General features: G+C 62.7%; 23 protein-coding genes and 1 pseudogene. 14 read left to right on the top strand and 10 right to left on the bottom strand.

Features of this window, described 5'->3' with window-relative positions; translation table 11 throughout:
* Positions 1-357 precede the first annotated feature (357 nt).
* The 3 genes from gatB (at position 358) to AC0L17_RS30260 (ending at position 3,059) form a co-directional block, all read left to right on the top strand.
* A complete protein-coding gene (gene gatB, locus AC0L17_RS30270; RefSeq protein ID WP_473518458.1) occupies positions 358-1,857 on the top strand; it encodes an Asp-tRNA(Asn)/Glu-tRNA(Gln) amidotransferase subunit GatB in 1,500 nt (499 codons plus the stop codon).
* A 4-nt stretch (positions 1,858-1,861) separates the two neighbouring features.
* Positions 1,862-2,350: a GNAT family N-acetyltransferase gene (locus AC0L17_RS30265; RefSeq protein ID WP_128168559.1), complete on the top strand. Its 489-nt coding sequence runs from the start codon at positions 1,862-1,864 to the stop codon at positions 2,348-2,350.
* A 256-nt stretch (positions 2,351-2,606) separates the two neighbouring features.
* Positions 2,607-3,059 (top strand): phasin, encoded by a 453-nt coding sequence (locus tag AC0L17_RS30260; RefSeq protein WP_027154463.1) that lies wholly within the window; start codon positions 2,607-2,609, stop codon positions 3,057-3,059.
* A 152-nt stretch (positions 3,060-3,211) separates the two neighbouring features.
* Here the strand turns inward: AC0L17_RS30260 and panC are convergent, their stop codons facing one another.
* Positions 3,212-4,063 carry a pantoate--beta-alanine ligase gene (gene panC, locus AC0L17_RS30255; protein ID WP_236378249.1) on the bottom strand — a complete coding sequence of 284 codons (852 nt, stop codon included), beginning with the start codon at positions 4,061-4,063 and terminating at the stop codon, positions 3,212-3,214.
* Positions 4,064-4,093: 30 nt separating this feature from the next.
* Positions 4,094-4,936 carry a 3-methyl-2-oxobutanoate hydroxymethyltransferase gene (gene panB / locus AC0L17_RS30250; RefSeq protein ID WP_473518457.1) on the bottom strand — a complete coding sequence of 281 codons (843 nt, stop codon included), beginning with the start codon at positions 4,934-4,936 and terminating at the stop codon, positions 4,094-4,096.
* Between the two features lie 250 nt (positions 4,937-5,186).
* On the opposite strand from panB, the gene AC0L17_RS30245 reads away from it, so the two are divergent.
* The 3 genes from AC0L17_RS30245 to AC0L17_RS30235 all read left to right on the top strand — a co-directional run bounded on the left by AC0L17_RS30245 (position 5,187) and on the right by AC0L17_RS30235 (position 6,835).
* Complete coding sequence (locus AC0L17_RS30245; protein ID WP_473518456.1) at positions 5,187-5,585, top strand: NADH:ubiquinone oxidoreductase subunit NDUFA12; 399 nt, start codon at positions 5,187-5,189, stop codon at positions 5,583-5,585.
* 372 nt (positions 5,586-5,957) lie between these two features.
* Positions 5,958-6,347, top strand: coding sequence for a DUF2155 domain-containing protein (locus AC0L17_RS30240; protein ID WP_287234924.1), 390 nt, complete (start codon positions 5,958-5,960; stop codon positions 6,345-6,347).
* Between the two features lie 119 nt (positions 6,348-6,466).
* On the top strand, positions 6,467-6,835 hold the full coding sequence (locus tag AC0L17_RS30235; RefSeq protein WP_473518455.1) for a hypothetical protein: 369 nt from the start codon (positions 6,467-6,469) through the stop codon (positions 6,833-6,835).
* Between the two features lie 25 nt (positions 6,836-6,860).
* Here AC0L17_RS30235 and aat read toward each other — a convergent pair whose 3' ends face one another.
* The 6 genes from aat to AC0L17_RS30205 form a co-directional block, all read right to left on the bottom strand.
* The gene (gene aat / locus AC0L17_RS30230; protein ID WP_091591262.1) at positions 6,861-7,478 is read right to left on the bottom strand and encodes a leucyl/phenylalanyl-tRNA--protein transferase; all 618 of its coding nucleotides are present in this window, start codon (positions 7,476-7,478) and stop codon (positions 6,861-6,863) included.
* Positions 7,479-7,507: 29 nt separating this feature from the next.
* Positions 7,508-8,851, bottom strand: a complete 1,344-nt coding sequence (gene accC, locus AC0L17_RS30225; RefSeq protein WP_027154457.1) for an acetyl-CoA carboxylase biotin carboxylase subunit — start codon at positions 8,849-8,851, stop codon at positions 7,508-7,510.
* 19 nt (positions 8,852-8,870) lie between these two features.
* Complete coding sequence (accB, locus tag AC0L17_RS30220; protein WP_473518454.1) at positions 8,871-9,329, bottom strand: acetyl-CoA carboxylase biotin carboxyl carrier protein; 459 nt, start codon at positions 9,327-9,329, stop codon at positions 8,871-8,873.
* Between the two features lie 26 nt (positions 9,330-9,355).
* Entirely contained in the window at positions 9,356-9,790 is a 435-nt protein-coding gene (aroQ, locus tag AC0L17_RS30215) for a type II 3-dehydroquinate dehydratase (RefSeq protein ID WP_031254564.1), read from the bottom strand.
* Positions 9,791-10,097: 307 nt separating this feature from the next.
* A complete protein-coding gene (locus AC0L17_RS30210) occupies positions 10,098-10,901 on the bottom strand; it encodes a DsbA family protein (RefSeq protein ID WP_473518453.1) in 804 nt (267 codons plus the stop codon).
* A 118-nt stretch (positions 10,902-11,019) separates the two neighbouring features.
* Positions 11,020-12,414 carry a M48 family metalloprotease gene (locus AC0L17_RS30205; protein WP_473518452.1) on the bottom strand — a complete coding sequence of 465 codons (1,395 nt, stop codon included), beginning with the start codon at positions 12,412-12,414 and terminating at the stop codon, positions 11,020-11,022.
* A 207-nt stretch (positions 12,415-12,621) separates the two neighbouring features.
* Between AC0L17_RS30205 and AC0L17_RS30200 the strand changes: the two genes are divergently transcribed.
* Positions 12,622-13,770, top strand: coding sequence for a pyridoxal phosphate-dependent aminotransferase (locus AC0L17_RS30200; RefSeq protein WP_473518451.1), 1,149 nt, complete (start codon positions 12,622-12,624; stop codon positions 13,768-13,770).
* Between the two features lie 4 nt (positions 13,771-13,774).
* Entirely contained in the window at positions 13,775-14,704 is a 930-nt protein-coding gene (locus AC0L17_RS30195) for a glutaminase (protein ID WP_023798153.1), read from the top strand.
* 114 nt (positions 14,705-14,818) lie between these two features.
* On the opposite strand, the gene AC0L17_RS30190 is transcribed toward AC0L17_RS30195, so the two are convergent.
* Positions 14,819-17,866 carry an Rne/Rng family ribonuclease gene (locus AC0L17_RS30190; RefSeq protein ID WP_473518450.1) on the bottom strand — a complete coding sequence of 1,016 codons (3,048 nt, stop codon included), beginning with the start codon at positions 17,864-17,866 and terminating at the stop codon, positions 14,819-14,821.
* 688 nt (positions 17,867-18,554) lie between these two features.
* Here AC0L17_RS30190 and AC0L17_RS30185 point away from each other — a divergent pair.
* The 6 genes from AC0L17_RS30185 to AC0L17_RS30160 all read left to right on the top strand — a co-directional run bounded on the left by AC0L17_RS30185 (position 18,555) and on the right by AC0L17_RS30160 (position 26,047).
* On the top strand, positions 18,555-19,832 hold the full coding sequence (locus tag AC0L17_RS30185) for an N-acetylmuramoyl-L-alanine amidase (protein ID WP_473518449.1): 1,278 nt from the start codon (positions 18,555-18,557) through the stop codon (positions 19,830-19,832).
* 212 nt (positions 19,833-20,044) lie between these two features.
* Positions 20,045-22,501, top strand: coding sequence for a penicillin-binding protein 1A (locus AC0L17_RS30180; RefSeq protein WP_287223768.1), 2,457 nt, complete (start codon positions 20,045-20,047; stop codon positions 22,499-22,501).
* 141 nt (positions 22,502-22,642) lie between these two features.
* Positions 22,643-23,774 (top strand): peptide chain release factor 2 gene (gene prfB / locus AC0L17_RS30175; RefSeq protein WP_473518448.1). Its coding sequence is split into 2 segments (ribosomal slippage): positions 22,643-22,708 and positions 22,710-23,774, totalling 1,131 coding nucleotides; the frame shifts between segments, so codons are not numbered across the junction.
* A gap of 444 nt (positions 23,775-24,218) precedes the next feature.
* Positions 24,219-24,608, top strand: a complete 390-nt coding sequence (locus AC0L17_RS30170) for a hypothetical protein (RefSeq protein ID WP_473518447.1) — start codon at positions 24,219-24,221, stop codon at positions 24,606-24,608.
* Between the two features lie 219 nt (positions 24,609-24,827).
* The gene (locus tag AC0L17_RS30165; RefSeq protein WP_128182295.1) at positions 24,828-25,196 is read left to right on the top strand and encodes a GFA family protein; all 369 of its coding nucleotides are present in this window, start codon (positions 24,828-24,830) and stop codon (positions 25,194-25,196) included.
* A 200-nt stretch (positions 25,197-25,396) separates the two neighbouring features.
* The gene (locus AC0L17_RS30160) at positions 25,397-26,047 is read left to right on the top strand and encodes a YiaD family glycine zipper/OmpA-like lipoprotein (RefSeq protein WP_077379260.1); all 651 of its coding nucleotides are present in this window, start codon (positions 25,397-25,399) and stop codon (positions 26,045-26,047) included.
* A 98-nt stretch (positions 26,048-26,145) separates the two neighbouring features.
* Here the strand turns inward: AC0L17_RS30160 and AC0L17_RS30155 are convergent.
* Positions 26,146-26,682: pseudogene (locus AC0L17_RS30155) on the bottom strand (hypothetical protein); the annotation flags it as partial.

Raw genomic sequence — 26,682 nt, 5'->3', positions numbered from 1 at the left:
CCCCCCCCCCCCCCCCCCCCCCCCCCCCCCCCCCCCCCCCCCCCCCCCCCCCCCCCCCCCCCCCCCCCCCCCCGCCGGCGGGGCGCCCCCCCCCCCCCCCCCGGCCGCAGCCTTGGCGGCTTTTCTTGCTACAATGGAGATTGGCGAAATCGTTGATGCGGGCGCCCCTCTCCCCGTCACTATACGGGGAGAGGATGCCGGCAGGCAGGTGAGGGGCAGCGCAAACGTTTCCAATAACGGTTGCCCTACCAGCCTGCGGCTTCACGCTTGTCTCCTTTTGCGGTTTGCATTAGCGGATGACTTCACCTTAAACGTCGAATTCACGTGAACTCCGTCACCGATAACGCGCAGGCCGCCATGACCCTCATCGACACCCGCACACCCGACGCCAAGCGCCTGATATCAGGCGCCACCGGCGACTGGGAGATCATCATCGGCCTCGAGGTCCATGCGCAGGTGACCTCGCAGGCAAAACTGTTCTCGGGCGCCTCGACGGCGTTCGGTGCGCCGCCAAACGCCAATGTCAGCCTTGTCGATGCGGCGATGCCGGGCATGCTGCCGGTCATCAACGAGGAATGCGTCAAGCAGGCGATCCGCACCGGCCTCGGGCTGAAGGCCGAGATCAACCACAAATCGGTCTTCGACCGGAAAAACTATTTTTATCCCGATCTGCCGCAGGGCTATCAGATTTCACAGTTCAAGCAGCCGATCGTCGGCGAGGGCAAGGTGATCGTCTCCGTCGGTCCCGACCGGCAGGGCGAGTTCGAGGACATCGAGGTCGGCATCGAGCGCCTGCATCTGGAGCAGGATGCCGGCAAGTCGATGCACGACCAGCATGCGACGATGTCCTATGTCGACCTCAACCGCTCCGGCGTGGCGCTGATGGAGATCGTCTCCAAGCCCGACATGCGATCCGCCGACGAGGCCAAGGCCTATGTCACCAAGCTGCGCACCATCGTGCGATACCTCGGCACTTGCGACGGCAACATGGACGAAGGCTCGCTGCGCGCCGATGTCAACGTCTCGGTGCGCCGACCCGGCGGCGAATTCGGCACGCGCTGCGAGATCAAGAACGTCAACTCGATCCGCTTCATCGGCCAGGCCATCGACTACGAGGCGCGCCGCCAGATCGCCATCCTCGAGGACGGTGGCAAGATCGACCAGGAAACGCGGCTGTTCGATCCCAACAAGGGCGAGACGCGCTCGATGCGTTCCAAGGAAGAAGCGCACGACTACCGCTATTTCCCGGATCCCGACCTGTTGCCGCTGGAATTCGACCAGGCCTATGTCGATGCGCTGGCAAAGGATCTGCCTGAACTGCCCGACGCCAAGAAGGCGCGGCTGATCTCCTCGCTCTGCCTGTCGACCTACGACGCCTCGATCCTGGTGTCGGAAAAGGCGGTCGCCGACTATTTCGAGAAGGTGGCCGCTGGTCGCGACGGCAAGCTTGCCGCCAACTGGGTCATCAACGATCTGCTGGGTGCCTTGAACAGAGCCGGCAAGGGTATTGAAAATGCTCCGGTTTCGCCCGATCAGCTCGGCGCGGTCATCGATCTGATAAAAGAGGGCACCATCTCCGGCAAGATCGCCAAGGATCTGTTCGAGATCGTCTGGAACGAAGGCGGCGATCCGCGCCAGCTGGTCGAAAGCCGCGGCATGAAACAGGTCACCGACACCGGCGCCATCGAAAAGGCGGTCGACGAGGTGATATCAGCCAATCCCGACAAGGTCGAGCAGGCGCGCGCCAAGCCGAGCATGGCCGGCTGGTTCGTCGGCCAGGTGATGAAGGCGACTGGCGGCAAGGCCAACCCGCAGGCCGTCAACGACCTCGTCAAGGCCAAGCTCGGGATCGAATAGGATGATGTTCGTTCGCACCGCTGGCGAGCGCGATCTTGCCGCGGTCCGGGCGTTGCTGGTCGAAACGTGGCACGCCACCTACGACGCCATCTATGGTGCTGCCAAAGTCGCTGAGATAACAGATGAATGGCATTCGATCGCCTCGCTCAAGGCGCGGCTGACACGGCCGAACTCCGAATTCCTGGTCGCAGACGATGGCAACCGCATTGGCGGCATGGCGTTCGCCGCAGCCACCACGGATGCGAGGATCGTCATGCTGAACCAGCTCTACGTGCATCCGGCCTGTCAGAGGCAAGGGATCGGCCAGGCGCTGCTGGAAGAGGTCGAGGCCAGCTTTCCCGAGGCGCGGACGCTGCGTGTCGAAGTGGAAGAGGCAAATGCTCCCGCCGTCGCCTTCTATCGCTCGAAAGGGTTTTTGCCAGCCGGGAACACTGCTGACTGTGGCGGTGGCTCAGGGCTGCCGGCGCTGATTTTGGAAAAGGCGATCGAATAGATTTGCCTGGCCTGACAGGTCGCAGTCAGTTGCGTTTTTACGGGGCTGCGCCGGTCGGTTGCGGGCTGAATTGCGGAATCGCGGTCCGCAAAAAACACGCCCGAAGGTAGAAATTCACCGGTGGCTAACGCTGAGGCAAAAAAGCATGGTGCGACGCACAAAAATATTGCAATGCACTGCAGATGCCGTAACGTCAGGTTCTAGATGAACGAGACGGCCTTTCTACAAAGGTCGCCCACCGCAAAGGATGGAAACTATGACGAAGACCGCTGATAAAACTGCTGAAAACGTTGAGAATGCAGAAGTCCAGACCGAGGTAACCGATCAGTTCCGTGCTGTCGCCGAAAAGGGCGTCGAGCAATCGAAAGAAGCCTTATCGAAATTGGCGACCGGCGCCGAGGCGACCCAGAAGGCTCTTGAGTCATCCTTCGAAACAGCCAAGACCGCTAGCAATGAGCTGTCGCTGAAGACGATCGCCGCTTTGCGCGCAAATGTTGAGGCCAGCTTTTCTCACCTCGAAGCCCTGGTTACCGTGAAATCGCCCTCCGAGTTCGTCGAACTGCAGACAGACTTCTTGCGCAAGCAGGTGGAAAAGACGGTCGAGCAGAGCAAGGAGCTTCAGGCGGCGGCGACGAAAGCCGCTGAAGACGTATCCAAGCCGATCAAGGATGTCTACGAGAAGGCGATGAAGGATCTCAAGGTCGCCTGATTGGCCCTGATGCCTGATTGGCCCTAAGGTATGTCGCGCAAAAGCACGCCCTCGGGCTTGAACCGAGGGTGCGAAGCGGTTTTGCAATAACGACATGCATCAAAGCAACAACTTGAAGCGCGCCGCATGAATCCATCCAAACGGCACGCGCTTCAAGCGGAGGGAACTTCCACATTGTCGATCAGCCGGGTCTTGCCCAGCCAGGCGGCTGCGAGCAGGCGTCCGTCGCGGTTTGGCCGCCACGGGGCGAGCGTCAGGCTCTCGCGCGCCGCGACATAGTCGACTTTGTCGAAGCCGGCCTCGACCAGCGCGCGGCTGGCCTCGGCGGTCGCACTGCCTTCATCCGCGCCTGCCGCGAGTGCCGCCGCCGTTCGGCGCAAGATGGCGTTGAGCTGGCGCGCCACCGCGAGCTCGGTTTCGCCGAGATAGGCGTTGCGTGACGACATGGCGAGCCCGTGCGCGTCGCGTATTGTTGGCGCCCCGATGATGTCCACCGGCAGATCAAGATCGCTGCAGAGCTGCCTGACGACGCAAAGCTGCTGATAATCCTTTTCGCCAAAGACCGCGCAGTCGGGCGACGCCTGCAGGAAGAGCTTTGCCACGACGGTTGCGACGCCGTCGAAGAAGCTCGGCCGGAAATCCGATTCCAGCCCGGCGGCTGGCCCGCCGACCGAGATCCTGGTGGCGAAGCCGGCCGGGTACATCTGCGCCACACCAGGGGTGAAGGCAAGTTGTGCGCCGGCCTCGGCCAGCCGATCGAGGTCGCGGCCGAGCTGGCGCGGATATTTGTCGAGATCTTCGCTCGGCGCGAACTGGGTTGGGTTGACGAAGATCGAGACAACGCAGCGATCGGCCTTCTCCAGCGCGATCCTGATCAGCGAGATATGGCCGTCATGCAGCGCACCCATGGTCGGCACCATGGCAAGGCTGAGGCCATCGCGACGCCAGTCGCGGATTTGCGCGCGAAGGGCGGCGACGCTGTCGACGACGAGAGGCCGGCTCATGCTTCGCCCCGGTTCACCGTTCGCCCCGGTTCATGGTTCGCCCTTGTCGGCTGCGGCCGAAAAAACGTGGCTCGGGCCGGGGAATGTCCGGCTGCGCACCTCGGCTGCATAGCTGGCTGCCGCCTGCGATATGACGCTGCGCAGGTCGGCATATTGCTTGACGAATTTCGGCACCCGGTCGACGGTCAGGCCGACCATGTCGTCGATGACCAGGATCTGGCCGTCGCACTCGCCGCTGGCGCCGATGCCGATGGTTGGAATGGAAATGTGCCGGGTGATATCGGCGGCGACGGTCTCGACGGTGCCTTCGATGACCACCGAGAACGCGCCGGCTTTTTCGACCGCCTCGGCGTCGCGATAAAGCGCAGCCACATTCTCGTCGGTCCGGCCCTTGATCCTGTAGCCGCCGTCGCTTTCCACCGATTGCGGCTGCAAGCCGATATGTCCCATGACCGGAATGCCGGCAGCGACAATCGCCGCAATCTGTCGGGCAACTGTCACGCCACCCTCCAGCTTGACGGCCTGGCAACCGGTTTCGCCGACAATCCGCCGCGCCGAGGCGACGGCTTGGCGCGCCGTCGCCTCATAGCTTCCGGCCGGCATGTCGACCACCACGCAGGCCTTGGCTGATCCTCGCATCACCGCTTGTCCGTGGGCGATCATCATCTCCAGCGAGGCGCCCAGCGTGGTCTTGTGGCCATGGAGAACCATGGCCACGCTGTCGCCGACCAGAAGCAGGTCGACATGATCGTCGAGCAGGCGAGCGATGGGGTAGGTATAGGCGGTGAGGCAGACGATCGGCTCGCCGCCCTTGCGCAGGCGAATGGAGCTGGCACTGATCCGCGGATCCGCGCCAGATGCGTCTGGGGCCATCATTCCCTCCCTCAACCGTCAATCAGGCTGGGTACCTGCATCCGGTGCGCTGAGCTTTAGAAAGACCAGGCAGCGTTGGCAAGGCATGCCTCGACAGGACGCGAAAGGCTTGCCACGGTGCGTCGGTTTTCCGACGGCCATTTGCACGGGCTCATTCGGCAAAACCCTTGCCTTGGCGACGGCCTGACGCCATAAGCAGGAACAGGCGCCACCGCTGCCGCCGCGAGGACTTGGCGCGCGAGGATTTTGGATGAAGACTTTCCTTCTGCAGTTTTTCACCTGGTGGAACAGCCAGACGCTGGGCACGCGCTTCCACACCTGGCGGCATGGCAAGAAAGTCGGGCAGGACGAGGCTGGCAACGTCTACTACGAGGGTGGTGTCGATTCGGAAGGCCGCACCCGCCGCTGGGTCATCTATCGCGACTATTCGGAAGCCTCGATGATTCCGCCCGGCTGGCATGGCTGGATGCATCACCGCGTCGATGTCCCGCCGACGAGCGACACCTACAAGCCACACGACTGGCAGAAGCCGCATCAGCCGAACCTCACCGGAAGTGCCGCGGCCTATCGTCCCAAGGGCTCGATACTCAGCAATCAGCACCGCCCGCAGGTGACCGGCGATTACGACGCCTGGACGCCGGGGTCGTAACCGCTCGCCAAGGGCGGATCGATCCTTTATCGCCACAATTGGCGTTTAGCAGCTTGTCGATCTGACAGCAGCGACTAGCCTTGGGCGCGACAGAATCACCCCGGGCGCAAACCACCGGATCCCTACATGAGCATTTTCAGCCGAATCTCGATAGGCGGACTGACGGTGGCCGCCACCGCTTTTGCGGCTTTTAGCATCGCCGCCGCTCAGACGCTGGAGGCGCCAGTGGACCCGGGGGCGCCGACGGAATTTGAGGCGCCAGTGGACCCGGGGGCGCCGACGGAATTTGAGGCGCCAATGGAGCCGGAGGCGCAAGTGGAACCGGAGGTGCCAGTGGACCCGGCTGCACCGCCATTGGACCCGGATGCGACAATGGAACCGGACGCGACCGTGGCGCCGGCGGCACCGGCGGCGCCACAACGCATCACCAATCCTGTCGCCGAATTCGCCGGCATCGACAAGATCACCGGCCGCATCATCACCTTCGATGTCTATATCGACGAAACGGTGCAGTTCGGCGCTTTGCAGGTGACGCCGCGCATCTGCTATTCGCAGCCGCAAACCGAAGAGCCGAAGACCGATTCTTTCGTCGAGGTCGACGAGATCACGCTGGATCGCAAGATCCGCCGTATCTTCACCGGCTGGATGTTTGCCGAAAGCCCCGGCCTCAACGCCGTCGAGCACGCCGTCTACGACGTCTGGCTGAAGGGCTGCAAGCAGAAGTCGGAAGTGCCGGCACCCGACGCGGCCAAAACCAATTAGCCAAGACCAGTTATAATGCCTGGCGTGCGGGATCGCCCGTTCGCAATCACTTACTGAGCCTTCCGGAACCGCCTTATTCTCCGTGCGTTGGTCATGGCTGGCGTTACGGAGATGTTCCCATGATGGCCAACAAGAACGAACTTCTCGATCTCGAAAAAGGGTTCTGGACCGGCGACGCTGCCTATTTCAAAGCCAATGCCGACACCAAATGCCTGGTGGCTTTCCCACAGATGGCGCAAACGATGAGCAACGCCGATCTGGCCGAAACCGCAACCGGCCCAAATCGCTGGCGCGATCTCGACATCGACCTCAAGGGCATCATCGAGCCGGGCAGCGACATTGTCATGCTGACTTATGAGGCCCATGCCACGCGCGAGAATGGCGAGCCTTATGCGGCGCTGGTCAGCACCGGCTATGTCCATCGCGTCAATGGCTGGAAGATGATGTTCCACGCGCAGACGCCTCTTGAGCCTGCCGCAAAAACCTGACCAAAAACCCGACCTTTGGCGCAGATCATGGGAAAAACACCGCCTCGCCCTTCAGCGCGTCGGCCAGCATCTTTTCGTATTTGCCCCTTGGCACGTCGACCGCGCCGAAGCGTTTGAGGTGCTCGGTGGTGAACTGCGTGTCGAGCAAGGCGAAGTGTCGATCCTTCAGGCGTTCGACCAGGTGCACCAGGCAGACCTTCGACGCGTCCGTTTCCCTGGCGAACATGCTTTCGCCGAAGAACACCCGGCCAAGAGACACGCCGTAGAGGCCGCCAACCAGCCGACCCTCGCGCCAGGCTTCGACCGAATGGCAATGGCCCATCCGATGGAGTTCGACATAGGCCTCGCGGATCGGCGCGTTGATCCAGGTCGACCGGCGTTCCTCGCGCCTCTCGGCGCAGCCGTCGATGGTCGCCTCGAAATCAAAATCGAAACGGATATCGAACAGGTTTTTCCGGATCGCCTTCCTCAGGCTTTTCGGCGTGTGAAAACCATCCAGCGGGATGATGCCGCGCGTCTCCGGCCGCACCCAGAACACTTCCGGATCGGTGGCGCTTTCGGCCATCGGAAAGACCCCCGAGGCGTAGGCCTTGAGCAACAGGTCGGTCGGGATGCGATAGCCTGGCGCGTAGGGACGGGTCATTGCGCCATTATATTCTATAAGTTCACGTCCTAATCCTCATCGGCCAGATATTTTTCCAGCCAGTGGATGTCATACTCGCCATTGGCGATATCGGCATTGCCGACGAGATCGCGAAACAGCGGCAGCGTCGTCTTGATGCCGTCGACGACGAATTCGTCGAGCGCCCGCCGCAGCCGCATCATGCATTCGACGCGATTGCGGCCGTGCACGATCAGCTTGCCGATCAAACTGTCGTAGTAAGGCGGGATCTTGTAGCCGGAATAGACGCCGGAATCGACACGGATGCCGAGGCCGCCCGGCGTGTGGAAGTGGGTGATCGTGCCGGGCGAGGGGGTGAAGGTGCGCGGATCCTCGGCATTGATGCGGCATTCGATGGCGTGGCCCTGAAAGCGGATCTCTTCCTGGCGCATGGAAAGCCCGCCGCCCGAGGCGACGCGGATCTGCTCATGCACGAGGTCGATGCCGGTGATTGCCTCCGTCACCGGATGCTCGACCTGCAGGCGCGTGTTCATCTCGATGAAATAGAACTCGCCGTTCTCATAGAGGAATTCGATGGTGCCGGCGCCGGAGTAGCCGAGATCGGCAATCGCCCTGGCACAGACGCCGCCGATATGCGCGCGCTCCTCGGCATTGAGCGCCGGCGAGGGCGCCTCTTCCCAGACCTTCTGGTGGCGGCGCTGCAGCGAACAGTCGCGTTCGCCGAAATGCACGCCGCGGCCGGCACCGTCGCCGAACACCTGGACCTCGATGTGGCGCGGCTTTTCGAGATACTTCTCGATGTAGACGGCGTCGTCGCCGAAAGCGGCACCCGCTTCCGAGCGCGCCGTCTGCAGTGCGACCACAAGATCGGCTTCGCTGCGCGCCACCTTCATGCCGCGTCCGCCGCCGCCGGCCGACGCCTTGATGATCACGGGATAGCCGATCTCGGCGGCGATGCGTCTGGCTTCCTTTTCCTCGGTGACCGCCCCGTCGGAGCCGGGCACCACCGGAATGCCGAGGCGCTTTGCGGTGCGCTTGGCCTCGATCTTGTCGCCCATGATGCGGATGTGATCGCCGGACGGGCCGATGAAGGTGATGTTGTGCGCGGCGAGGATATCGGCGAATTTGGCATTCTCCGACAGGAATCCGTAGCCCGGATGCACCGCGTCGGCGCCGGTGATCTCGCACGCCGCAACGATCTGGTGGATGTTGAGATAGCTGTCGCGCGACGGCGGTGGGCCGATGCAGACGCTCTCGTCGGCGAGACGCACATGCATGGCGTCGGCGTCGGCGGTGGAATGCACCACCACCGTCTGGATGCCGAGCTCCTTGCAGGCGCGCAGCACCCTCAGAGCGATTTCGCCGCGATTGGCGATGAGGATTTTCTGGAACATTTTTCGGCTGTTCCCGGCTCTACTCGATCACGACGAGCGGCATGCCGTATTCGACCGGCTGCGCATCCTCGAACAGGATCGCCGTCACCGTTCCGGCACGCGGCGAGGGGATCTGGTTCATCGTCTTCATCGCCTCGATGATCAGCAGCGTCTGGCCTTCCTTGACCTGTTGGCCGACTTCGATGAACGCCTTGGCGTCGGGCGATGGCGCCAGGTAGGCGGTGCCGACCATCGGCGAGGCCACTGCGTTCTTGGACACGTCGGCCGCCGCCGGGGCGGCTGCGCCAGCCGGCTGCGCTGCCGGCGGCACATAGGCGGGCTGCGCTGCGGCGACCGCATGGACGGCCGGCGCCTGTCGCGACACGCGCACCTTCAAGTCGCCCAGCTCGACCTCGATCTCGGTGAGGTTGGTGTCGTTCAGTATGCCCGCCAGATCGCGGATAAGCTGCTGGTCAACACCATTCTTTTTTATCGACATTTTCGAGCCTTCTGTTTGTTGGCCGGTCATAGGCGTGCGGCCAGCGCCTGCAGCGCCAGTGTGTAGCCGAGCGGCCCGAACCCGCAGATCACGCCGACGGCGACCGGCGAGACCATGGAGACGTGGCGGAATGATTCCCGCGCATGGATGTTGGAAAGATGAACTTCGGCGACGGGCAATGGCGCGACGGAGCGGATGGCGTCGTGAATGGCGATCGAGGTGTGGCTGTAGGCGCCCGGATTGATGACGATGCCTACAGCCTTGTCGGCGGCTTCCTGTATCCAGTCGACGAGGTCGCCCTCATGGTTCGACTGACGGAAATCGATCTCGAGCCCAAGTGCCGCACCTGCCTGCTTGCAATCGTCGGCGATCGCGGCCAGCGTCTTGCCGCCATAGATGCCCGGCTCGCGTTTGCCGAGCGCGTTGAGGTTGGGACCGTTCAGGACGAAAACCGTTTTCAAAATGCCGACCTTTTCCCGGTTTGGTTTCGAATCCGAAATTCGCAATACCTTGGAGCAGCGCTTTGAACGAATTTCGGCTTCAAAGCCACACTGGCAATTTATACATTTCTGATGTGGTGGATTTAAAGTTCCTGAACACTGACGCCACCAAAGCAGCAGGAACTTCAAATCCACCACATCAGCGCCGGCATCAGTCGGCGCACCGGGCCTCTATAATGGGCTTAGACGCCTGCGAAAAGAGCGCAAGTGGGTTCTTTCGCTGTCCACAACAGGCGGAAAATGGCTTGCGCAGAAAGCCAGCCGCCGATCAGAGTGCGGCCTTGGCCGCTTCGATCTTCTTCGCCAGCACCTCTTGGCCGAGCGCACCGAACACCACCTCGTTGCCGACCACATAGGAGGGCGTTCCGGTGATGGCCAGCTTGTTGGCAAGATCATAGGTCTTGGAGAGGGCCTCGGCGATCGACGGATCCTTCATCTTCTCGCGCAGCGTCGCTTCGTCGGCGCCGAGCGAAAGCGCTACCTTGATGGCCGCCGCTTCGGTGGCGCGTCCCTGGGCGCCGAGCAACGCGTTGTGGAACTCGCCGTATTTCTCCGGCATCATCAGGTGGAAGGCCATCGAGACGACGCTTGCCTTCTGCGAATCCGGGCCGAGGATCGGGAACTCCTTGAGCACGAAGCGCAGATCCGGATCGGCTGTCGTCAGAGTCTGCATGTCCTCCATGGCGCGTTTGCAGTAGCCGCAATTGTAGTCGTAGAATTCGACGATGGTGACCTTGCCGTTCGGATTGCCGACGACGCCGTCGAAGGCCGAGTTGAAGATCTGGTCCTTGGCATCCTTGATGACGTCGAGACTGGCGACGCGCTGCGCCTCCTTCTGCTTGGCCTCGAGCGCCTCCTGAGCTTCCAGCAGCACTTCCGGGTTCTTCAGCAGATAGTCGCGGATGATGCCTTCGACTTCAGCCCGGTCGATCTTGGTGTCGGCGGAGGCTGCCTGGGCGATCTGCGCGGCATCGGCCTCTGCCGTCTGCGGACTTCCGGTCACGAACCCGAAACCCAGCATGGCGAGAGCGACCGCCACGCCCGTGGTGCCCAGCAGAATTGCCTTCTTCATCATCCTGATCCTCTTGCCTGGTTTCCGGCCGGGTTGTCCGACCCGATTGGCCCGACTACCCGATTGGTTCGACTACCCGATTGGTCCAACCACTTGTCGCCGCGCACGGCCGGAAGGTTCACTTTTTCTTGCCTGATGGTGCGTAGTTTATGATGTCCTGCGCGCGGATCCAGCCCGGCTCGCCACGCTTCATTTTCATCTGCGCGCGCATTGCGAAGATCTTGGCATCCTTGTAGGCGCCGGAATAGAAATGGCCTTCGGCGGTCGCAAGGTCGGCGGCCGGAATGTTGCCAAGCTCGCCATAGGCCTGCGCAAGATGGCGGTAACCGACGGCGTTTTCTCGGTCGCGCGCGAGACCCTTGTTGATCTGCACCACCGCTTTCTCCAGGGAATCGGGCGTGCCGACTGCCATCAGCGCCTGGCCGTAGGAAACCGGCAGCAGCCCGGATCGCGCTGGGTCGAGGCTGACCGCCTTGGCATAGGCTTCCGCGGCAGCCTTCGGTTTGTTCGCCTTCATCAGGATGTCGCCGCGCAATTCCTGGAAATAGGGGTTCTTCGGCAGTGCCTTGATCAGCGCGTTGGTCTTGGCAAGCGCCCCGGCCAGATTGCCGAAAAGATAGCTCGTCTGCGCGTCGCCATATTGCGAGGCGAGGCTGCCCGGCATCTTGCGCATCAGCCGCGATGCGGCGGCCTGACCTCCCATGTAGGCAGCGATCTTGATGCGCATCATGTCGTGCCGCTGCTGCAGCGCCGGCGGATCGACCTTTTCGACGTAGGGGCTTTTTTTGACCAGAACTTCGAGGTTGGCGATGCGTTCACGCGGCAGCGGATGGCTGATCCGGTAGGGGTCGACCTGCGCCCCCGACAGCGAAAGTGCGCTCTGAAAGCGGCCGAAGGTCTTCAGCATGCCCAGGCCGGACTGGCCGGTGGCATTGAGATAGGTTATCGCCGAGCGGTCGGCGGTCATCTCTTCGGTGCGCTGATAAGCGAGGATGCTGCGCTGCGCCATCTCGCCGCCGCCAGCTGCAACCCCCATGCCGGCGCCGGCCAGGCCCCGGCTTTTGCTGGTGGCGCCGGCAACCATGGCACCGGCGCCAAGCAGCGTCGCGATGATGGCCATCGTCTTGGCGCGTTCGAGCTGGTTGCGCAATTTTTGCTGGTGGCCACCGGCGATATGGCCGGCTTCATGGGCGATGACGCCGATGATCTCGTTGGGCGTCTCCGCCGACATCAGGGCGCCGGTGTTGATGAACAGGCGGGACCCGGCAACGAAGGCGTTGAAACTCTGGTCGTTGACCAGCACGATGTCGACGCCGTCTTCCGGCAGGCCCGCGGCCCTGAAGATCGGCCGCGCATAGGCGCGCACCAGCGCCTCGATCTCGGCATCGCGCACCACCGGCACGTTTTGCGCAAAAGCGCTGACCGTGCTGGTCACAGCGACCGTCGCGGCAAGCGAAAGCGTCGCGAAGGCGCGCGCTGCCCTGGCTATCGTCGATTTGGATCGGCTCAACATGGCAGGTCCACTGGTAGACGAGCGGGTGAAGGATGAAAAGTCGGCACTGAAACTTTACTGAACTTGTGAACCTCACATCAATCGGGCATTTGTGCGGCGCGGGACGCCAAAGCTCGGCGCCGGCAGCCGGCAAGCGCCGGCCCATGGGCGATCTCAAAGGGCTGACCCAAAGGGCGGACCCAAGGGCGAACAAGGAAATGAGGTCAAATGGTTATATCGCTTTCGCGTCGCGGCGACGTCGAGCCGTTCCACGCCATGGACGTTCTGGCGGAAGCGAATCGGCTGAAGGCCACGGGCGTGCCGGTCGTTTCCATGGCCGTTGGCCAGCCGTCCGATCCGGCGCCGGCCGGAGTCAGGCAAGCGGCGACGAACGCATTGAAGATGGGGCGCATCGGCTACACCGACGCATTGGGTCTTGCGGGCCTGCGCGAGGCTATCGCCCAGCACTATGCCGACCACTACGGGCTGGCCGTTTCACCCGGCCGGATCGCCGTCACCACCGGATCGTCGGCCGCCTTCAACCTGGCATTTCTGGCGATGTTCGATCCAGGCGACCGTGTCGCCATCGCCGCACCCGGTTATCCGGCCTATCGCAACATCATGGCCGCGCTCGGCATCGAGATCGTCGAGATCGAGCTCGACGGTGATGCCTATCTCCACGCCGAGCATCTGAAGGCCGCGCATCGCGAAAAGACGCTGAAGGGCGTGTTGTTTGCCAGCCCGGCCAATCCGACCGGGGCGATTATCCCCGCCGACGAGCTGTCGGCGCTGGTGACGACGGCACAAGAGTTCGGCATCGCCGTGATCTCCGACGAGATTTACCACCGGCTGGCTTACGCTGCGCCGGACAGCACAGCACTTGCCTGCGGCCCTGACGTGACGGTGATCAATTCCTTCTCGAAATACTATTGCATGACCGGTTGGCGCATCGGCTGGATGGTGCTGCCGGAACCATTGGTGCGGCCGGTCGAGCGCATCGCCCAGAGTCTCTACATCTCACCGCCCGAACTGTCCCAGATCGGCGCGATCGAGGCGTTCAAGGCAACCGCGGAATTGGAGGCTGTGAAGGCGCGCTACGCGGGCAATCGCGAGCTTTTGATGAAACGCCTGCCCGAACTCGGCTTTACCCTGGCGGCACCGATGGACGGGGCGTTCTACGCCTTCTGCGATGTCACCAGGCACACCAACGATAGCATGGCCTTCGCGCGCAAGATGCTGGCCGAGGCGCATGTGGCGGCGACGCCCGGCCGCGATTTCGATCCGCTTCAAGGTCATCGAGCCATGCGCTTTTCCTATGCCGGCAGCCACGACGAGATGGTCGAGGCGATGATGCGCATCGAACGCTGGCTGAGATAGCGCGATGCCGGACCTCGAGCAGGCTTTGACCGAGATTGCCGCCGAAATGGCCGAGCGCACCGATCGCGGCGACGTCGCGACCTACATTCCGCAGCTCGGCAAGGTCGATCCGAAAAAGTTCGGCATTGCCGCGGTGACCAATGACGGTCGCGTGCTGATGGCGGGCGACGCCGATGAGCCGTTTTCGATCCAGAGCATTTCGAAGGTGTTCACGCTGACACTGGCGCTCGGCAATGTCGGCGACGCGCTGTGGCAGCGTGTCGGGCGCGAGCCTTCGGGCAACCCGTTCAACTCGATCGTCCAGCTCGAGCACGAGAACGGCATTCCGCGCAATCCGTTCATCAATGCCGGCGCCATCGTCATTTCCGACATTCTGCTCGCCGGCCACCAGCCGCGCGAGGCGATCGGCGAGATCCTGCGCTTCATCCAGTTCCTGGCCGACGACGAGACCATCATCATCGACCGCGAGGTCGCGGCTTCGGAACGAGCCACCGGTTTTCGCAACTTGGCGCTCGCCAACTACATGAAATCCTTCGGCAATCTCAGCCACGCGCCCGATCTGGCGCTGGGCGTCTATTTCCATCATTGCGCCATCGCGATGAGCTGCCGGCAACTGGCTCTGGCCGGCCGCTTCCTCGCCAATGGCGGCAAGAACCCGGCGACTGGCCATTCCGTGGTGTCGGCCGAGCGCGCGCGCCGCATCGGCGCGATGATGCTGACCTGCGGCCACTATGACGGCTCCGGCGATTTCGCCTTCCGCGTCGGCATCCCCGGCAAGAGCGGCGTCGGCGGCGGCATTTTGGCGATCGTCCCGGGCGTGGCCTCGCTCGCCGTCTGGTCGCCCGGCCTCAACGCCAACGGCAATTCCAGGCTGGGGTCGATTGCGCTGGAAAGGCTGGCGAAGATGATGAACTGGTCGGTTTTCGCGCCATAGAGATTTGGGGGCGCCATAGAGATTGGCCCGCTTCAGACAAGAAAAATCCCGCGCTGTCGACAGGACAGCGCGGGATTTTTTTGGTCAAAAGATCAGGCTAAGCTACCGAAAAGCTTAGAAAAAACCTTTCCGCTGCCACCAGCCGGCACGCTTCGGCTTCGCTTCGGTCTTTTCCTCTTCGGCAACAGTCGAGGACACGATCGGCTCAACCGGAGCATCGACCGGTACGGGCTTGCGTCGCGATGGGCGGACCTTCGGTTTTTCGTCGACGGCGGCCACGGCTGTTTCCTCTGAAACAGCTGCGGGAGCTTCGGCAGAAATTTCCGGCTCGGCTAGCGGCGTCTCGGCAACGACGTCCGCCGCGGCCTTCTTCGGCTTGGCAGCGCGGCGCGGCTTCTTCGGCTTTTCGGCGCTTGGCATGTCGTCATTGGCCGGAGCAAGGTCGACAGGCTCTTCGACCGGCGTGGCTTCGACCGGCGTTGCTGCTGCCGGTTCGCCGGAGACGGCCTCCAAGACCTCGGGACGGTCAGCCGATTCGGCAGTGCCTGCATCGACCTCGCCTTCGCCGTCTTCACGGCGATTGCGCTTGCCGCCGCGCTTGCCGCGCCGACGCTTCTTGCCCAGACCTTCGTCAGGCTCCAGACCTTCATCAGGCTCCCGACCTTCAGGCTCTTGCCCGTCATCCGACGCTTCCACCGCCTCGGTGACGCCGACCTGGTCCTCGTGGTCTGCTTCGGCGCCTTCATCGCTTGCAGCCTCGGAGACGCCATCGGCAGTGGCCGAGATGGACGCACCTTCCACGCGGGCGCCATGCTCGCGGTCGCGATCCTTGCCGCCGCGCCGTCTGCGGCGCTTGCGGCGCTTGCGGTCGCGGCCTTCGCCATCCTCGCTGGGCCTTGGCTGCTGCGGCTGCTGCGCCTGGCGCGGTTGTTCCGCCGGTGCAACGACCTCGTCTTCCTCCTCCTCGATGACGATTTCGTCGGCAGGCTCTTCCGGCTCGACATAGGCGGGCAAGGTCCGCACCTCGACGAAGCCTTCAGGCTTTTCGGCCAGCGCGCCGCGGAAGATCGCATAGTGCTGGGCGCCGACCGTATCGTCGGCCTCGACGGTGATGGTCAGGCTGAAGCGGTTTTCGAGCTCCACCAGCGTGCCGCGCTTGTGGTTGAGCACATAGAGCGCGGTCGCCGCCGGCGTCCGCACCGCGATGTGGCTGCGCGAATCCTTGAGCAGGAATTCCTCGATCGCCCGCACCACCATCAGCGCGACGGACGAATCGGACCGCACATGGCCGGTGCCGCCGCAATGCGGGCAAGGCTTCATCGTCGATTCCAGCACGCTGGCACGGATGCGCTGGCGCGACATCTCCATCAGGCCGAAATGCGAGATGCGGCCGACCTGGATGCGGGCGCGATCGTTCTTGAGGTGATCCTTCAGCCGCTTCTCGACGGAGCGGTTGTTGCGGTTCTCCTCCATGTCGATGAAGTCGATGACGATCAGGCCGGCGAGATCGCGCAGCCTCAGCTGCCGTGCGACCTCCTCGGCCGCTTCCAGATTGGTGTGAAGCGCTGTGTCCTCGATCGAGTGCTCCTTGGTGGAGCGGCCCGAATTGACGTCGATGGCGACCAGCGCTTCGGTCTGGTTGATGATGATGTAGCCGCCGCTCTTCAGCGTAACCTGCGGCTGCAGCATGCGGTCGAGCTGCGCCTCGATGCCGTTGCGCACGAAGATCGGCGTCGTGTCGCGGAACGGCTGCACGACCTTGGCGTGGCTCGGCATCAGCATGCGCATGAAATCCTTGGCCTCGCGATAGCCCTCTTCGCCGGAGACCAGGATCTCGTCGATGTCCTTGTTGTAGAGGTCGCGCACCGAGCGCTTGATCAGGCTGCCTTCCTCGTAGACGAGGGCAGGGGCCGTCGACTGCAACGTCAGGTTGCGGACGTTTTCCCAAAGCCGCATCAGATATTCGTAGTCGCGCTTGATCTCGGCCTTGGTGCGGCTTTCGCCGGCCGTGCGCAGGATGACGCCCATGCCCTGCGGCACTTCGAGATCGGCGACGACCTCCTTCAGCCGCTTGCGGTCCTGTGCGTTGGTGATCTTGCGCGAGATCCCGCCGCCGCGCGCCGTGTTGGGCATCAGCACCGAATAGCGGCCGGCAAGCGACAGGTAGGTGGTGAGTGCCGCGCCCTTGTTGCCGCGCTCTTCCTTGACGACCTGCACCAAGAGGATCTGCCGGCGCTTGATCACTTCCTGGATCTTGTACTGGCGGCGCACCGGCTTGCGGCGGTTGCGCGCTTCTTCCAGCGCATCCTCGGCGCCGACCGATTCGACCTCATGGTCATCCGAATGCGATGACTGCACCTCTTCCAGCATGCCGCGATCATTGTCGGTGGAGGTGGCTTCACCGGCCGCATCAGCCTGCGGCACGGCTTCGGAAATCACATCCGATTCGATGCTGGCGGCGATGGAGTTCGGACCGCCTTCGGAAGGCCCAGTTTCGTCACCGCCAGTTTCGTCACGGCCATGGCCAGTCTCGTCACGGCTCGTCTCATCAGGACTTGCCAAGCTATGACTGGCGACATCCTCGCCATGTTCCGAAGCAGCGGACGGCGTGTCGACTTTTTCTGAGGCATCGACGTTCTGCGCGACCGCATCCTCGCCGTGTTCGCCGCCCTCATTGGAGCCGCTGTCGTTGGACCCGCTGTCATTGGACCCGCTGTCATTGGAATCGCCAGAAGCGTCCGAATCGGCCGCACCTGCATCACGCTTGTGTTCGCCTCGGTCGCGGCTCTTGCCGCCGCGACGGCGTCCGCGCCGGCCGCGATCGCGGTTCTGGCGATCGTCGCCATCGCCGTCCTCATCGTCCTCGTCTTCAGCCTCCTGCGCTTCCGCGCGCAACAGCGCCTGACGGTCGGCGACCGGAATCTGGTAGTAGTCGGGATGAATTTCACTGAAGGCGAGGAAACCGTGACGGTTGCCGCCGTATTCGACAAAGGCTGCCTGAAGCGAGGGTTCGACGCGGGTTACGCGGGCGAGGTAGATATTTCCTTTGAGCTGCTTCTTGTCCTGGGATTCAAAGTCGAATTCTTCAATACGGTTACCGCGAACGACGACAACTCGTGTTTCCTCCGGGTGGGAGGCGTCTATCAGCATTTTGTTGGGCATTATTTCGTTTCCCCCCGGCAGCCGTCAGCCGCAGCTTGCGAGGCAAAGCCCGCCGCTGTGAGTGTGGATGAACATGGGTGCCGGGCAATTGAATGTCCGCCGGCCGCTGCCTGAGCGCCATGGCGGTGCCGCCCGCAGCCATAATGGCGCGGTTTGCTGCGGACCTTTCCATGATTGCGCTTGAAGCCATCGTAACCAGCAGAACCTTTTTGAACCAAAGCCCGGGAAAACCGGACCAGCTTGTTTGCTCGTACAGAGCCGGCGCGGGACAATCCCGGCCGTTTTCCTCACGCAGGCGCTTCCCCCGCCACGGGCTTACACCTGCGAAATTCGTCGCGATCACCTGTTGCCTTTTTCGCCTGACGCGAAAGGAGCCGTCGTTCATCTCACCTGTAGCAGGAAGCTGCGGAGAAGGACGGTTCCAGGATTGCAGTGATCCACCATCGCTTTTATGATTTGGCGGGTTGGAAGGCAACCCCGATTTCCGATGCCGGCAAAATGCAGTTCCGCAACGGAAGCACGGCTTTAAGCGTTGCGTGAAAAGGCTTGGTTAACCTTCTCTGGTTACCAACCGTTAATCGAGTTCGCGGCCTGACCGGCGTTTCGACAAGACGACGACACTCCGACAAGCAAGATTGGCCGACAACAGGATCGGGCGCCTCACGCCAAACCGGAGCGACTGGAAGAGATGGCACTGGCAGTCTTCACGCACATGAGTGGTCGCGCCGGAGGCATTTTTTTCTACGCCGCCCGCTTCCACGCCGCTTGTCTGCTGTTGCTGGTTGTCGCTTGCCTGGCTCGTTCGCCAGTCTCCTTTGCCGCCGACGCGCCGCTGGCAGTGACGAGCTACAAAATGGCGGGTGACGCCACCAAGATGCGCATCGTCATGAATTTCGATCGTGAGCCCGACGTCAAATGGTTCCTGCTGCGCGGCCCCCACCGTCTGGTCGTCGACCTGCCAAGCACGAGATTCGCCATCAAATCCAAGGACGTGAAGGCGCGCGGCCTGGTCAGGAGCGTGCGCTACGGCGATCTCGGCGAGGGGGTGTCGCGGCTGATTCTCACCGGCAAGGGCCCGTTCGCCGTCGACAGGTTCGACGTGCTCGAGAACGATGACGGCAACGGCTACCGCATCGCTATCGACATGTCGGCGGCGTCCGTGCGGGAGTTCGACGCCGCTCTTGCCAATCAGGCGTTGACCACCGGCTCGACGGTCTCCTCCGACAAGGGTGGCAGGGTCGGCACCGGCCCGGTCTCCAATCCAGGCCATCGCTTCACCGTCGTCATCGATCCAGGCCATGGCGGCATCGACGGCGGCGCCGAGGGCCGGAACGGCACGGTCGAGAAGAACGTCACGCTCGCTTTCGCCACCGAATTGCGGGACAAACTCGCCGCAGTCGGCAAATACGACGTGTTCATGACGCGCGAGACGGACCAATTCCTGCGGCTGGACGACCGCGTGCGCATTGCCCGCCAGCACGAGGCCGATCTGCTCATTTCGATCCACGCCGACACCATCAGGGTCAAGGGCCTTCGCGGCGCAACCGTCTACACAGTCTCCGACAAGGCTTCCGATCCCGAAGCGCAGGCGCTCGCCGACCGTGAAAACCTTTCCGACCAATTCGCCGGCATGGAAATCAAGGACGACGACAAGGAAGTGACCGACATCCTGATCGACCTGATTCGCCGCGAGACGCACAGTTTCTCGATGAGTTTTGCCCAAACGCTGGTCGGCCAGCTTTCCACCAGTGTCGGCCTCATCAACAATCCGCAGCGTTCGGCCAGCTTCAAGGTGTTGAAGGCGCCGGATGTTCCCTCCGTGCTGGTCGAACTTGGCTATCTGTCGAATGCCAAGGACGAGGCACAACTGCTCAGCGCCGATTGGCGCAGCAAGGCGGCCCAGAGCATAACCAATGCCATCGCCCTGTTCGCTTCAGCCAAGGCCGGAGCCCGAACCGGAGGCTGAGATGCCAGCCCTCGCCACAACCAGAGGCAGCGTTGCACGACGACAACACTTTGCACTTATATTTTCGCCATTCGAAGCCGAAATTCCAGGCTGCCGCATTTTGCCCACATGGTGGCGACATGGATTTTCGATTACCGGTCGGGATCGTCTCGAAAGCTTGCGCGAAAGGCGGCTTCGTTTAGGCAATTCCCGAACCAAGGACTGGAGCGGGCATGATTCGTCTTATTGGCTATTTCTTCGGCATCGGCACCGCGCTGGCCCTTTTGGTCGCGGCCGGGGTGGCGATCTATATCAGCCATTTGTCGAAGGATTTGCCCGATTACGAGGTCCTGGCCAAGTATGAACCGCCGGTGACGACCCGCATCCATGCGTCCGACGGTGCGCTGATGGCCGAATATGCGCGCGAGCGGCGCCTGTATTTGCCGATCCAGGCGGTGCCGGATCGTGTCAAGGCGGCCTTCCTGTCTGCCGAGGACAAGAACTTCTACAATCACCCCGGCATCGATATGACCGGCCTTGGCCGCGCAGTCATGGTCAATCTGCAGAATGCTGGCTCGGGCAAGCGCCAGGTCGGCGCCTCGACGATCACCCAGCAGGTGGCGAAAAACTTCCTGTTGTCCTCGGACCAGACCTACGAGCGCAAGATCAAGGAGATGATCCTCGCCTTCCGCATCGAGCAGGCCTATTCGAAGGACCGCATCCTCGAGCTCTACCTTAACGAGATTTTCTTCGGGCTTGGCGCCTATGGCGTCGCCGGCGCAGCACTCACCTATTTCGACAAGGCGGTGAATGAACTCACCGTGGCGGAGGCGGCCTATCTGGCGGCTTTGCCGAAAGGCCCCTCCAACTATCACCCCTTCAAATATGCCGACCGCGCCATCGAGCGCCGCAACTGGGTGATCGACCAGATGGTCGGCAACGGCTACGTTACGCAAGAGGAAGGCGCCAAGGCCAAGGCCGAGCCGCTCGGCGTCAAGCCACGCCGCTCCGGCACCTATCTGTTCGCCGGCGAATATTTCACCGAGGAGGTGCGTCGCCAGATCAGCGCGCGCTACGGCGAGAATGCGCTCTACGAGGGCGGCCTGTCCGTCCGTACGACGCTCGATCCCAAGATGCAGCTCATCGCCCGCAAAGCCATGCAGAACGGCCTGATGAAGTTCGATACGCTGCGCGGCTATCGTGGGCCGGTGAAGACCATCGACCCGTCCGGCGACTGGGGCGTGCCTTTGAGCGAAGTCAAGGGACTGGACGACGTGCCCGAATGGTCGCTCGCCGTCGTGCTCGACAGCTCGGAGAGCGGCCTGTCGATCGGCCTTCGGCCGACCCGGCAGATCTCGGGCGAACTTGTCAAGGATCGCGTCGAAGGCACCGTCAGCCGCGAAGACATGAGCTTCGCCATGCGTCATGTGGTCGGCGGCAAGACCGTCAAGGCCAAATCGCCGGCGGACGTGCTGAAGCCTGGCGACGTCATCTTCGTGCAGAAGAAAGAAGATACGGATGGGGCCTATATCTTGCGCCAGGCCCCCGAAGTGGAGGGCGGCCTGATCGCCATGGATCCGCATACCGGGCGCGTTCTGGCCATGGTCGGCGGGTTCTCCTATTCGCTATCCGAATTCAACCGTACCACGCAGGCCATGCGGCAGCCGGGTTCGTCGTTCAAGCCGATCGTCTATGCGGCCGCTCTCGACAATGGCTATACGCCGGCTTCGGTGATCATGGATGGCCCGATCACCATCAAGAGCGGCAACACGACCTGGACGCCGAAAAACTACGATGGAAGGACTGCGGGCCCGGCGACCTTGCGGTCCGGCATCGAGAGGTCGCGCAATCTGATGACTGTGCGCCTGGCCAACGACATGGGCATGAAGCTGGTCGCCGAATATGCCGAGCGCTTCGGCGTCTATGATCGACTGGCGCCGTATCTGCCGATGGCGCTGGGGTCGGGCGAGACGACCGTGATGCGCATGGTATCGGCTTATTCGATCATGGCCAACGGCGGCAAGTCGATCAAGCCGACGCTGATCGACCGGATCCAGGATCGCTACGGCAAGACGGTCTACAGGCAGGACGAACGCGGCTGCAAAAATTGCAATGCGGCTGAATGGCAGAACCAGCCTGAGCCGGAACTGGTCGACAATTCCGAGCAGGTGCTCGATCCGATGACCGCCTATCAGATCACTTCGATGATGGAGGGCGTCGTCGAGCGCGGTACCGGCGCTACTGTTGCCGAACTCGGCCGCCACATCGCCGGCAAGACTGGAACGACAAACGACGAGAAGGATACCTGGTTCATCGGCTATACGCCCAACCTCGTTGTCGGCCTTTATATGGGCTATGATCAGCCCAAAGGTCTTGGCAAGGGCGCGACCGGCGGCGGCCTTGCTGCGCCGATCTTCAAGGACTTCATGCGCGTGGCGCTGGACGGCACGCCCAATGTCGATTTCCAGGTTCCCGAAGGCATGAAGCTGATCGCCATCAATCGCAAAACCGGCATGCGGGCCAACCCGGACGACGCCGGCGCCTTTATCGAAGCCTTCAAGCCGGGCACCGGCCCTGCCGACAGCTATTGGGTGATCGGCATGGGTGAGGACGGCTCCAACGCCTCCGGCGGCGCGCTGTCGCCACAGGCCAACCAGGCCATCCAGTCCGGCGGCGGCGGGCTCTACTGACATAGGATAGGGTATTTTGGCCGGCTTTCGAGCCGGCCCATTTCGCTTTACAGGCGGCGGTGCCGTCCCTATGTATCGCGCCAACCCAAGCTCTGCTCAAGCGACAGGGCACCACTTCAGCACAGGACAGAACGGCCAGCCATGCGCGCGGAAACGCAGAATATTGTCGACGAAATCAGGCAGGCGATAACCCTGCTGAGGAGGCATCTTTGACTGGGATCAAGCCATAAAGCGGCTTGAATACCTGAATGTGCGTGCCGAGGATTCGAGCCTCTGGAACGAACCGCTGGAGGCGCAGAAGCTGATGCGTGAGCGCCAGGGCCTCGAGGAAGGCATCGCCGCGGTCAAAGGCCTCACCCAGGCGCTGGGAGACAATATCGGCTTGATCGAGCTTGGCGAGGAAGAGGGCGATGAGGGCGTCGTCGCCGAGGCGGAAGCGGCGATCCGCTCGATGCGCGGCGAAGCAAAGGCCCGCCAGATCGAGACGCTGCTTTCGGGCGAGGCCGACGCCAACGACAGCTATCTCGAAATCCATGCCGGCGCCGGCGGCACCGAAAGCCAGGACTGGGCCTCGATGCTCCTGCGCATGTACACGCGTTGGGCCGAGCGGCGCCGCTTCAAGGTCGAGGTGCTGGAGGTGCATGACGGCGAAGAGGCCGGCATCAAGTCCGCCACGCTGCTGATCAAGGGCCACAACGCCTATGGTTGGCTGAAGACGGAATCCGGCGTTCACCGTCTGGTGCGTATTTCGCCCTATGACAGCAATGCGCGCCGTCACACCTCCTTCGCCAGCGTCTGGGTCTATCCCGTGATCGACGATACGATCGAGATCGACGTTTCCGAATCGGATGTCCGCATCGACACCTATCGTTCGTCCGGATCGGGCGGCCAGCACGTCAACACCACCGATTCAGCGGTCCGCATCACCCATCTCGCCACCGGCATCGCGGTCGCCTGCCAGGCCGAGCGCTCCCAGCACAAGAACAAGGCGAAGGCCTGGGAGATGCTGCGTTCGCGGCTCTACGAGGAAGAACTGAAGAAGCGCGAGGCGGTGGCGAACGCCACCGAAGCGTCGAAGAGCGATATCGGCTGGGGCCATCAGATCCGCTCCTACGTTCTGCAGCCTTATCAGTTGGTGAAGGATCTGCGCACGGGTGTCGAGAGCACAAGCCCGTCGAGCGTGCTGGACGGCGACCTCGACGATTTCATGGAGGCCTCGCTGTCGCAGCGCATCGAGGGCGGCGCCGGCGAAGTGGTGGCCGATATCGACTGAAGCTTCTAAGCCCCAAGCAGCAGGAACATCACGCTAGAGTAACAGGCTCTTCACTGTAATTGAGCGGGTGCTTTATGGCTTTGTTTTTTCATCGAATTTTCGACAATTAGTTCTACCTCCGGGTTCATTGTTGCAGGCCTGCCGTCGCCTGGCCCGGAACCACTGCGAGTTCAATCTCGTTATCCGCGCGATCCCACTGCCGGGGTTGATGAAGTCACTCTCGTCAGCCCCGGCAGGCTGGTTCCGGCTGCAGATGTCGGCGCTCGATTGCACAGCAATTTCTTGCGCCAGCAAAGGAATCAGGCCAGCATCCGAACGTTGGGGGAAAAAGCATTTATGGCCGGACGCGGCGTATCTGCGACCTGACGAGCCGGCCACTGGGAAGATACGTTCCAAGAACGGGCAAGCGAAACGCTTGATAACTCGGTGATAGGAATTGCGCCCATGCCTGCTTCCACAACCCGACTGGCCTCAGCCGTCAAGACGGCGCGCCGCCTCCTGAATTCGATCATTGCGGTGGTGGTTCTGACGGCCGCGACCACCATTGTATTTGCAGCGCCGGCTTTGGCGCACGACGCCACGCCGACTGCAGCGAAGCCGCAAGGCTGGAGTTACCCATTCTCCTGTTGTTCCGGCTATGATTGCCGCGCGGTCTCGCAGACGTCGATCAGCGAGCGTCCGGAGGGCTATGTTATCAAGGGAACAGGCGAGGTCGTGGGCTACAGCGATACACGGATCAAGAATTCGCCCGACGGCGAATATCACTGGTGTTCGGTCGCCGGCGCCAATGACGGAAAGACCATCTGCCTGTTCGTGCCACCGTCGTCGTTTTGATGCATGTCGCCCAAAGGCTTGCCCCCAAAAGCTTGCGCCAAGCGGGCCATGGCCTGACCCGAGGCTGCACAGCGGTTTGGGATACGACATGCATCAAAAAGAGTGAAGCGCGCCACGCGTCCGACGCAGGTAAGCCGAGTCTGCTGACAGACGGTTGTCAACGGCGCCTCTTTATGTTGCCTTACCGCGCTGGCGCGAAGCAATCGCGAGGGAGGCGTCATGACCATAAAGGCAAGCTGCCACTGCAGGGCGACGACGTTCGAGGTTTCGGAAGCGCCGCTAACCGTGACGCAATGCACCTGCTCCTTCTGCTCGAAACGCGGCTCGTTGTGGGCCTATTACGTCCCGTCGCAATTTAAGCTCACCAGCCCGCTCAAGAATGTCTCTTTCTATCAATGGGGCTCGAAAACGGTAAAACATGGTTTCTGCGCCACCTGCGGCTGCGGCACCTTCACCGAAACGCCGGACTGGTCGACCGGCAAGCCGGATTTCGACAATCCGAAAATCAGCGTGAATTCGCGCCTGTTCGACGATTTCGACCTCGATCAGGTCGAGGTCGTCGTCATCGACGGCAAGAATCTCTGGTAGCCGACAGTCTCTGCCAGCCGATCGGAATTGCGCAAATAGCGGCGGTTGAATTGACCGGGAAAAGCCGTGGCCAGCCGCTTTTCCCCTTCCATTTTTCGCCGCATTTCATGTTACAAGCATAGAGCGACGTGCGTCCACTTGGACGCACAAGGGATGCGGCGCGCCACTGGTGGGACCGCGGACTGGAGAGGGACTACCTGATGAAAAAGACTGTGCTCGTCGCAGTGGCGACGGCTGTGCTCGTGAGTGCCTGCACCACCACCGATCCGTATACCGGACAACAGAAAGTTTCCAACACTGCAGCCGGCGCCGGCATCGGCGCGCTGGCGGGTGCGGGGCTCGGCCTGCTCGCCGGCGGCAACGATCGCCGCAATGCGCTGATCGGCGCTGGCGTCGGCGCTCTCGCTGGCGGCGCCATCGGCGCCACAATGGACCAGAACGAGGCCGAACTGCGCCGGCAGCTTCAGGGTTCCGGCGTCAGCGTCACCCGCAGCGGCGACCAGATCATCCTCAACATGCCGTCCGACATCACCTTCAACGTCGACCAGGACGCGGTGAAGCCCGGCTTCTATCAAGTGCTGAATTCGGTCGCACTCGTGCTGAACAAGTTCCGCCAGACCACCGTCGACGTGTTCGGCCACACCGACTCGACCGGTGGCGACGAACACAATTTCGACCTGTCGCAGCGCCGCGCGCTGGCGGTCGCCAATTATCTGTCCGGGCAGGGCGTCGATACCCGCCGCTTCGCCGTCACCGGCTTCGGCAAGACGCGTCCGATCGCTTCCAATGCAACGGCCGCCGGCCGTGCCCAGAACCGCCGCGTCGAGATCCAGCTCTCACCGCTCACCTGAGCAAGACAAACAAGAAGACCGCATTGCACATGAAAACGGCCCCGCAAGGGGCCGTTTTTCTTTGAGGATTTCTGCTGTGATCAGCCCAATTTCTGCTGTTAGCCTTTGGCGACGATGCGCATGAACGCGGGCATGTCGTCACCGAATCCGACGGTCCCATCGTTGTCTTCCTGGCGATGGCGGGCCGGGCGATTGCCGTCGCGCTGCGGCCTGGTGTCGCCACGTTCCGGCGCGCGCTGTTCGTTGCGATGGCGATCGGGCGAAGCCTTGCGGTCGGGGGAAGATTGGCGTTCGGGTGAAGCTTGGCGTTCGGGTGAAGCTTGGCGCTCGGTGTTTTCCGAGCGGATCGCTTCCTTGCGCGCGCGCCGCTCACCGGCATCGGCGACCGCGGTCTCGGCCGCCACCGGCTGTTCCTCGCGCGCCGCATCCGGTGCTGCAGCTTCGCTTTGCTTGGCGTGGCGTTCGCGTGGCCTGCGTTCGCCCCTCTCCTTGCCATCGTCCTTGCGGCCGGGGGGGGGGGGGGGGCCCCCCCCCCCCCCGGGGGGGGGGGGGGGGCCCCCCCCCCGGGCCCCCCCCCGCGCCGCCCGGGGGGGGAGCGCCGAGCGCGGGGTGGGGGGGGGGCGGGGGGGGGGAGG

The organism is Mesorhizobium sp. WSM4829 (assembly GCF_055811475.1).
This window is presented reverse-complemented; position numbering and strand designations above follow the sequence as displayed.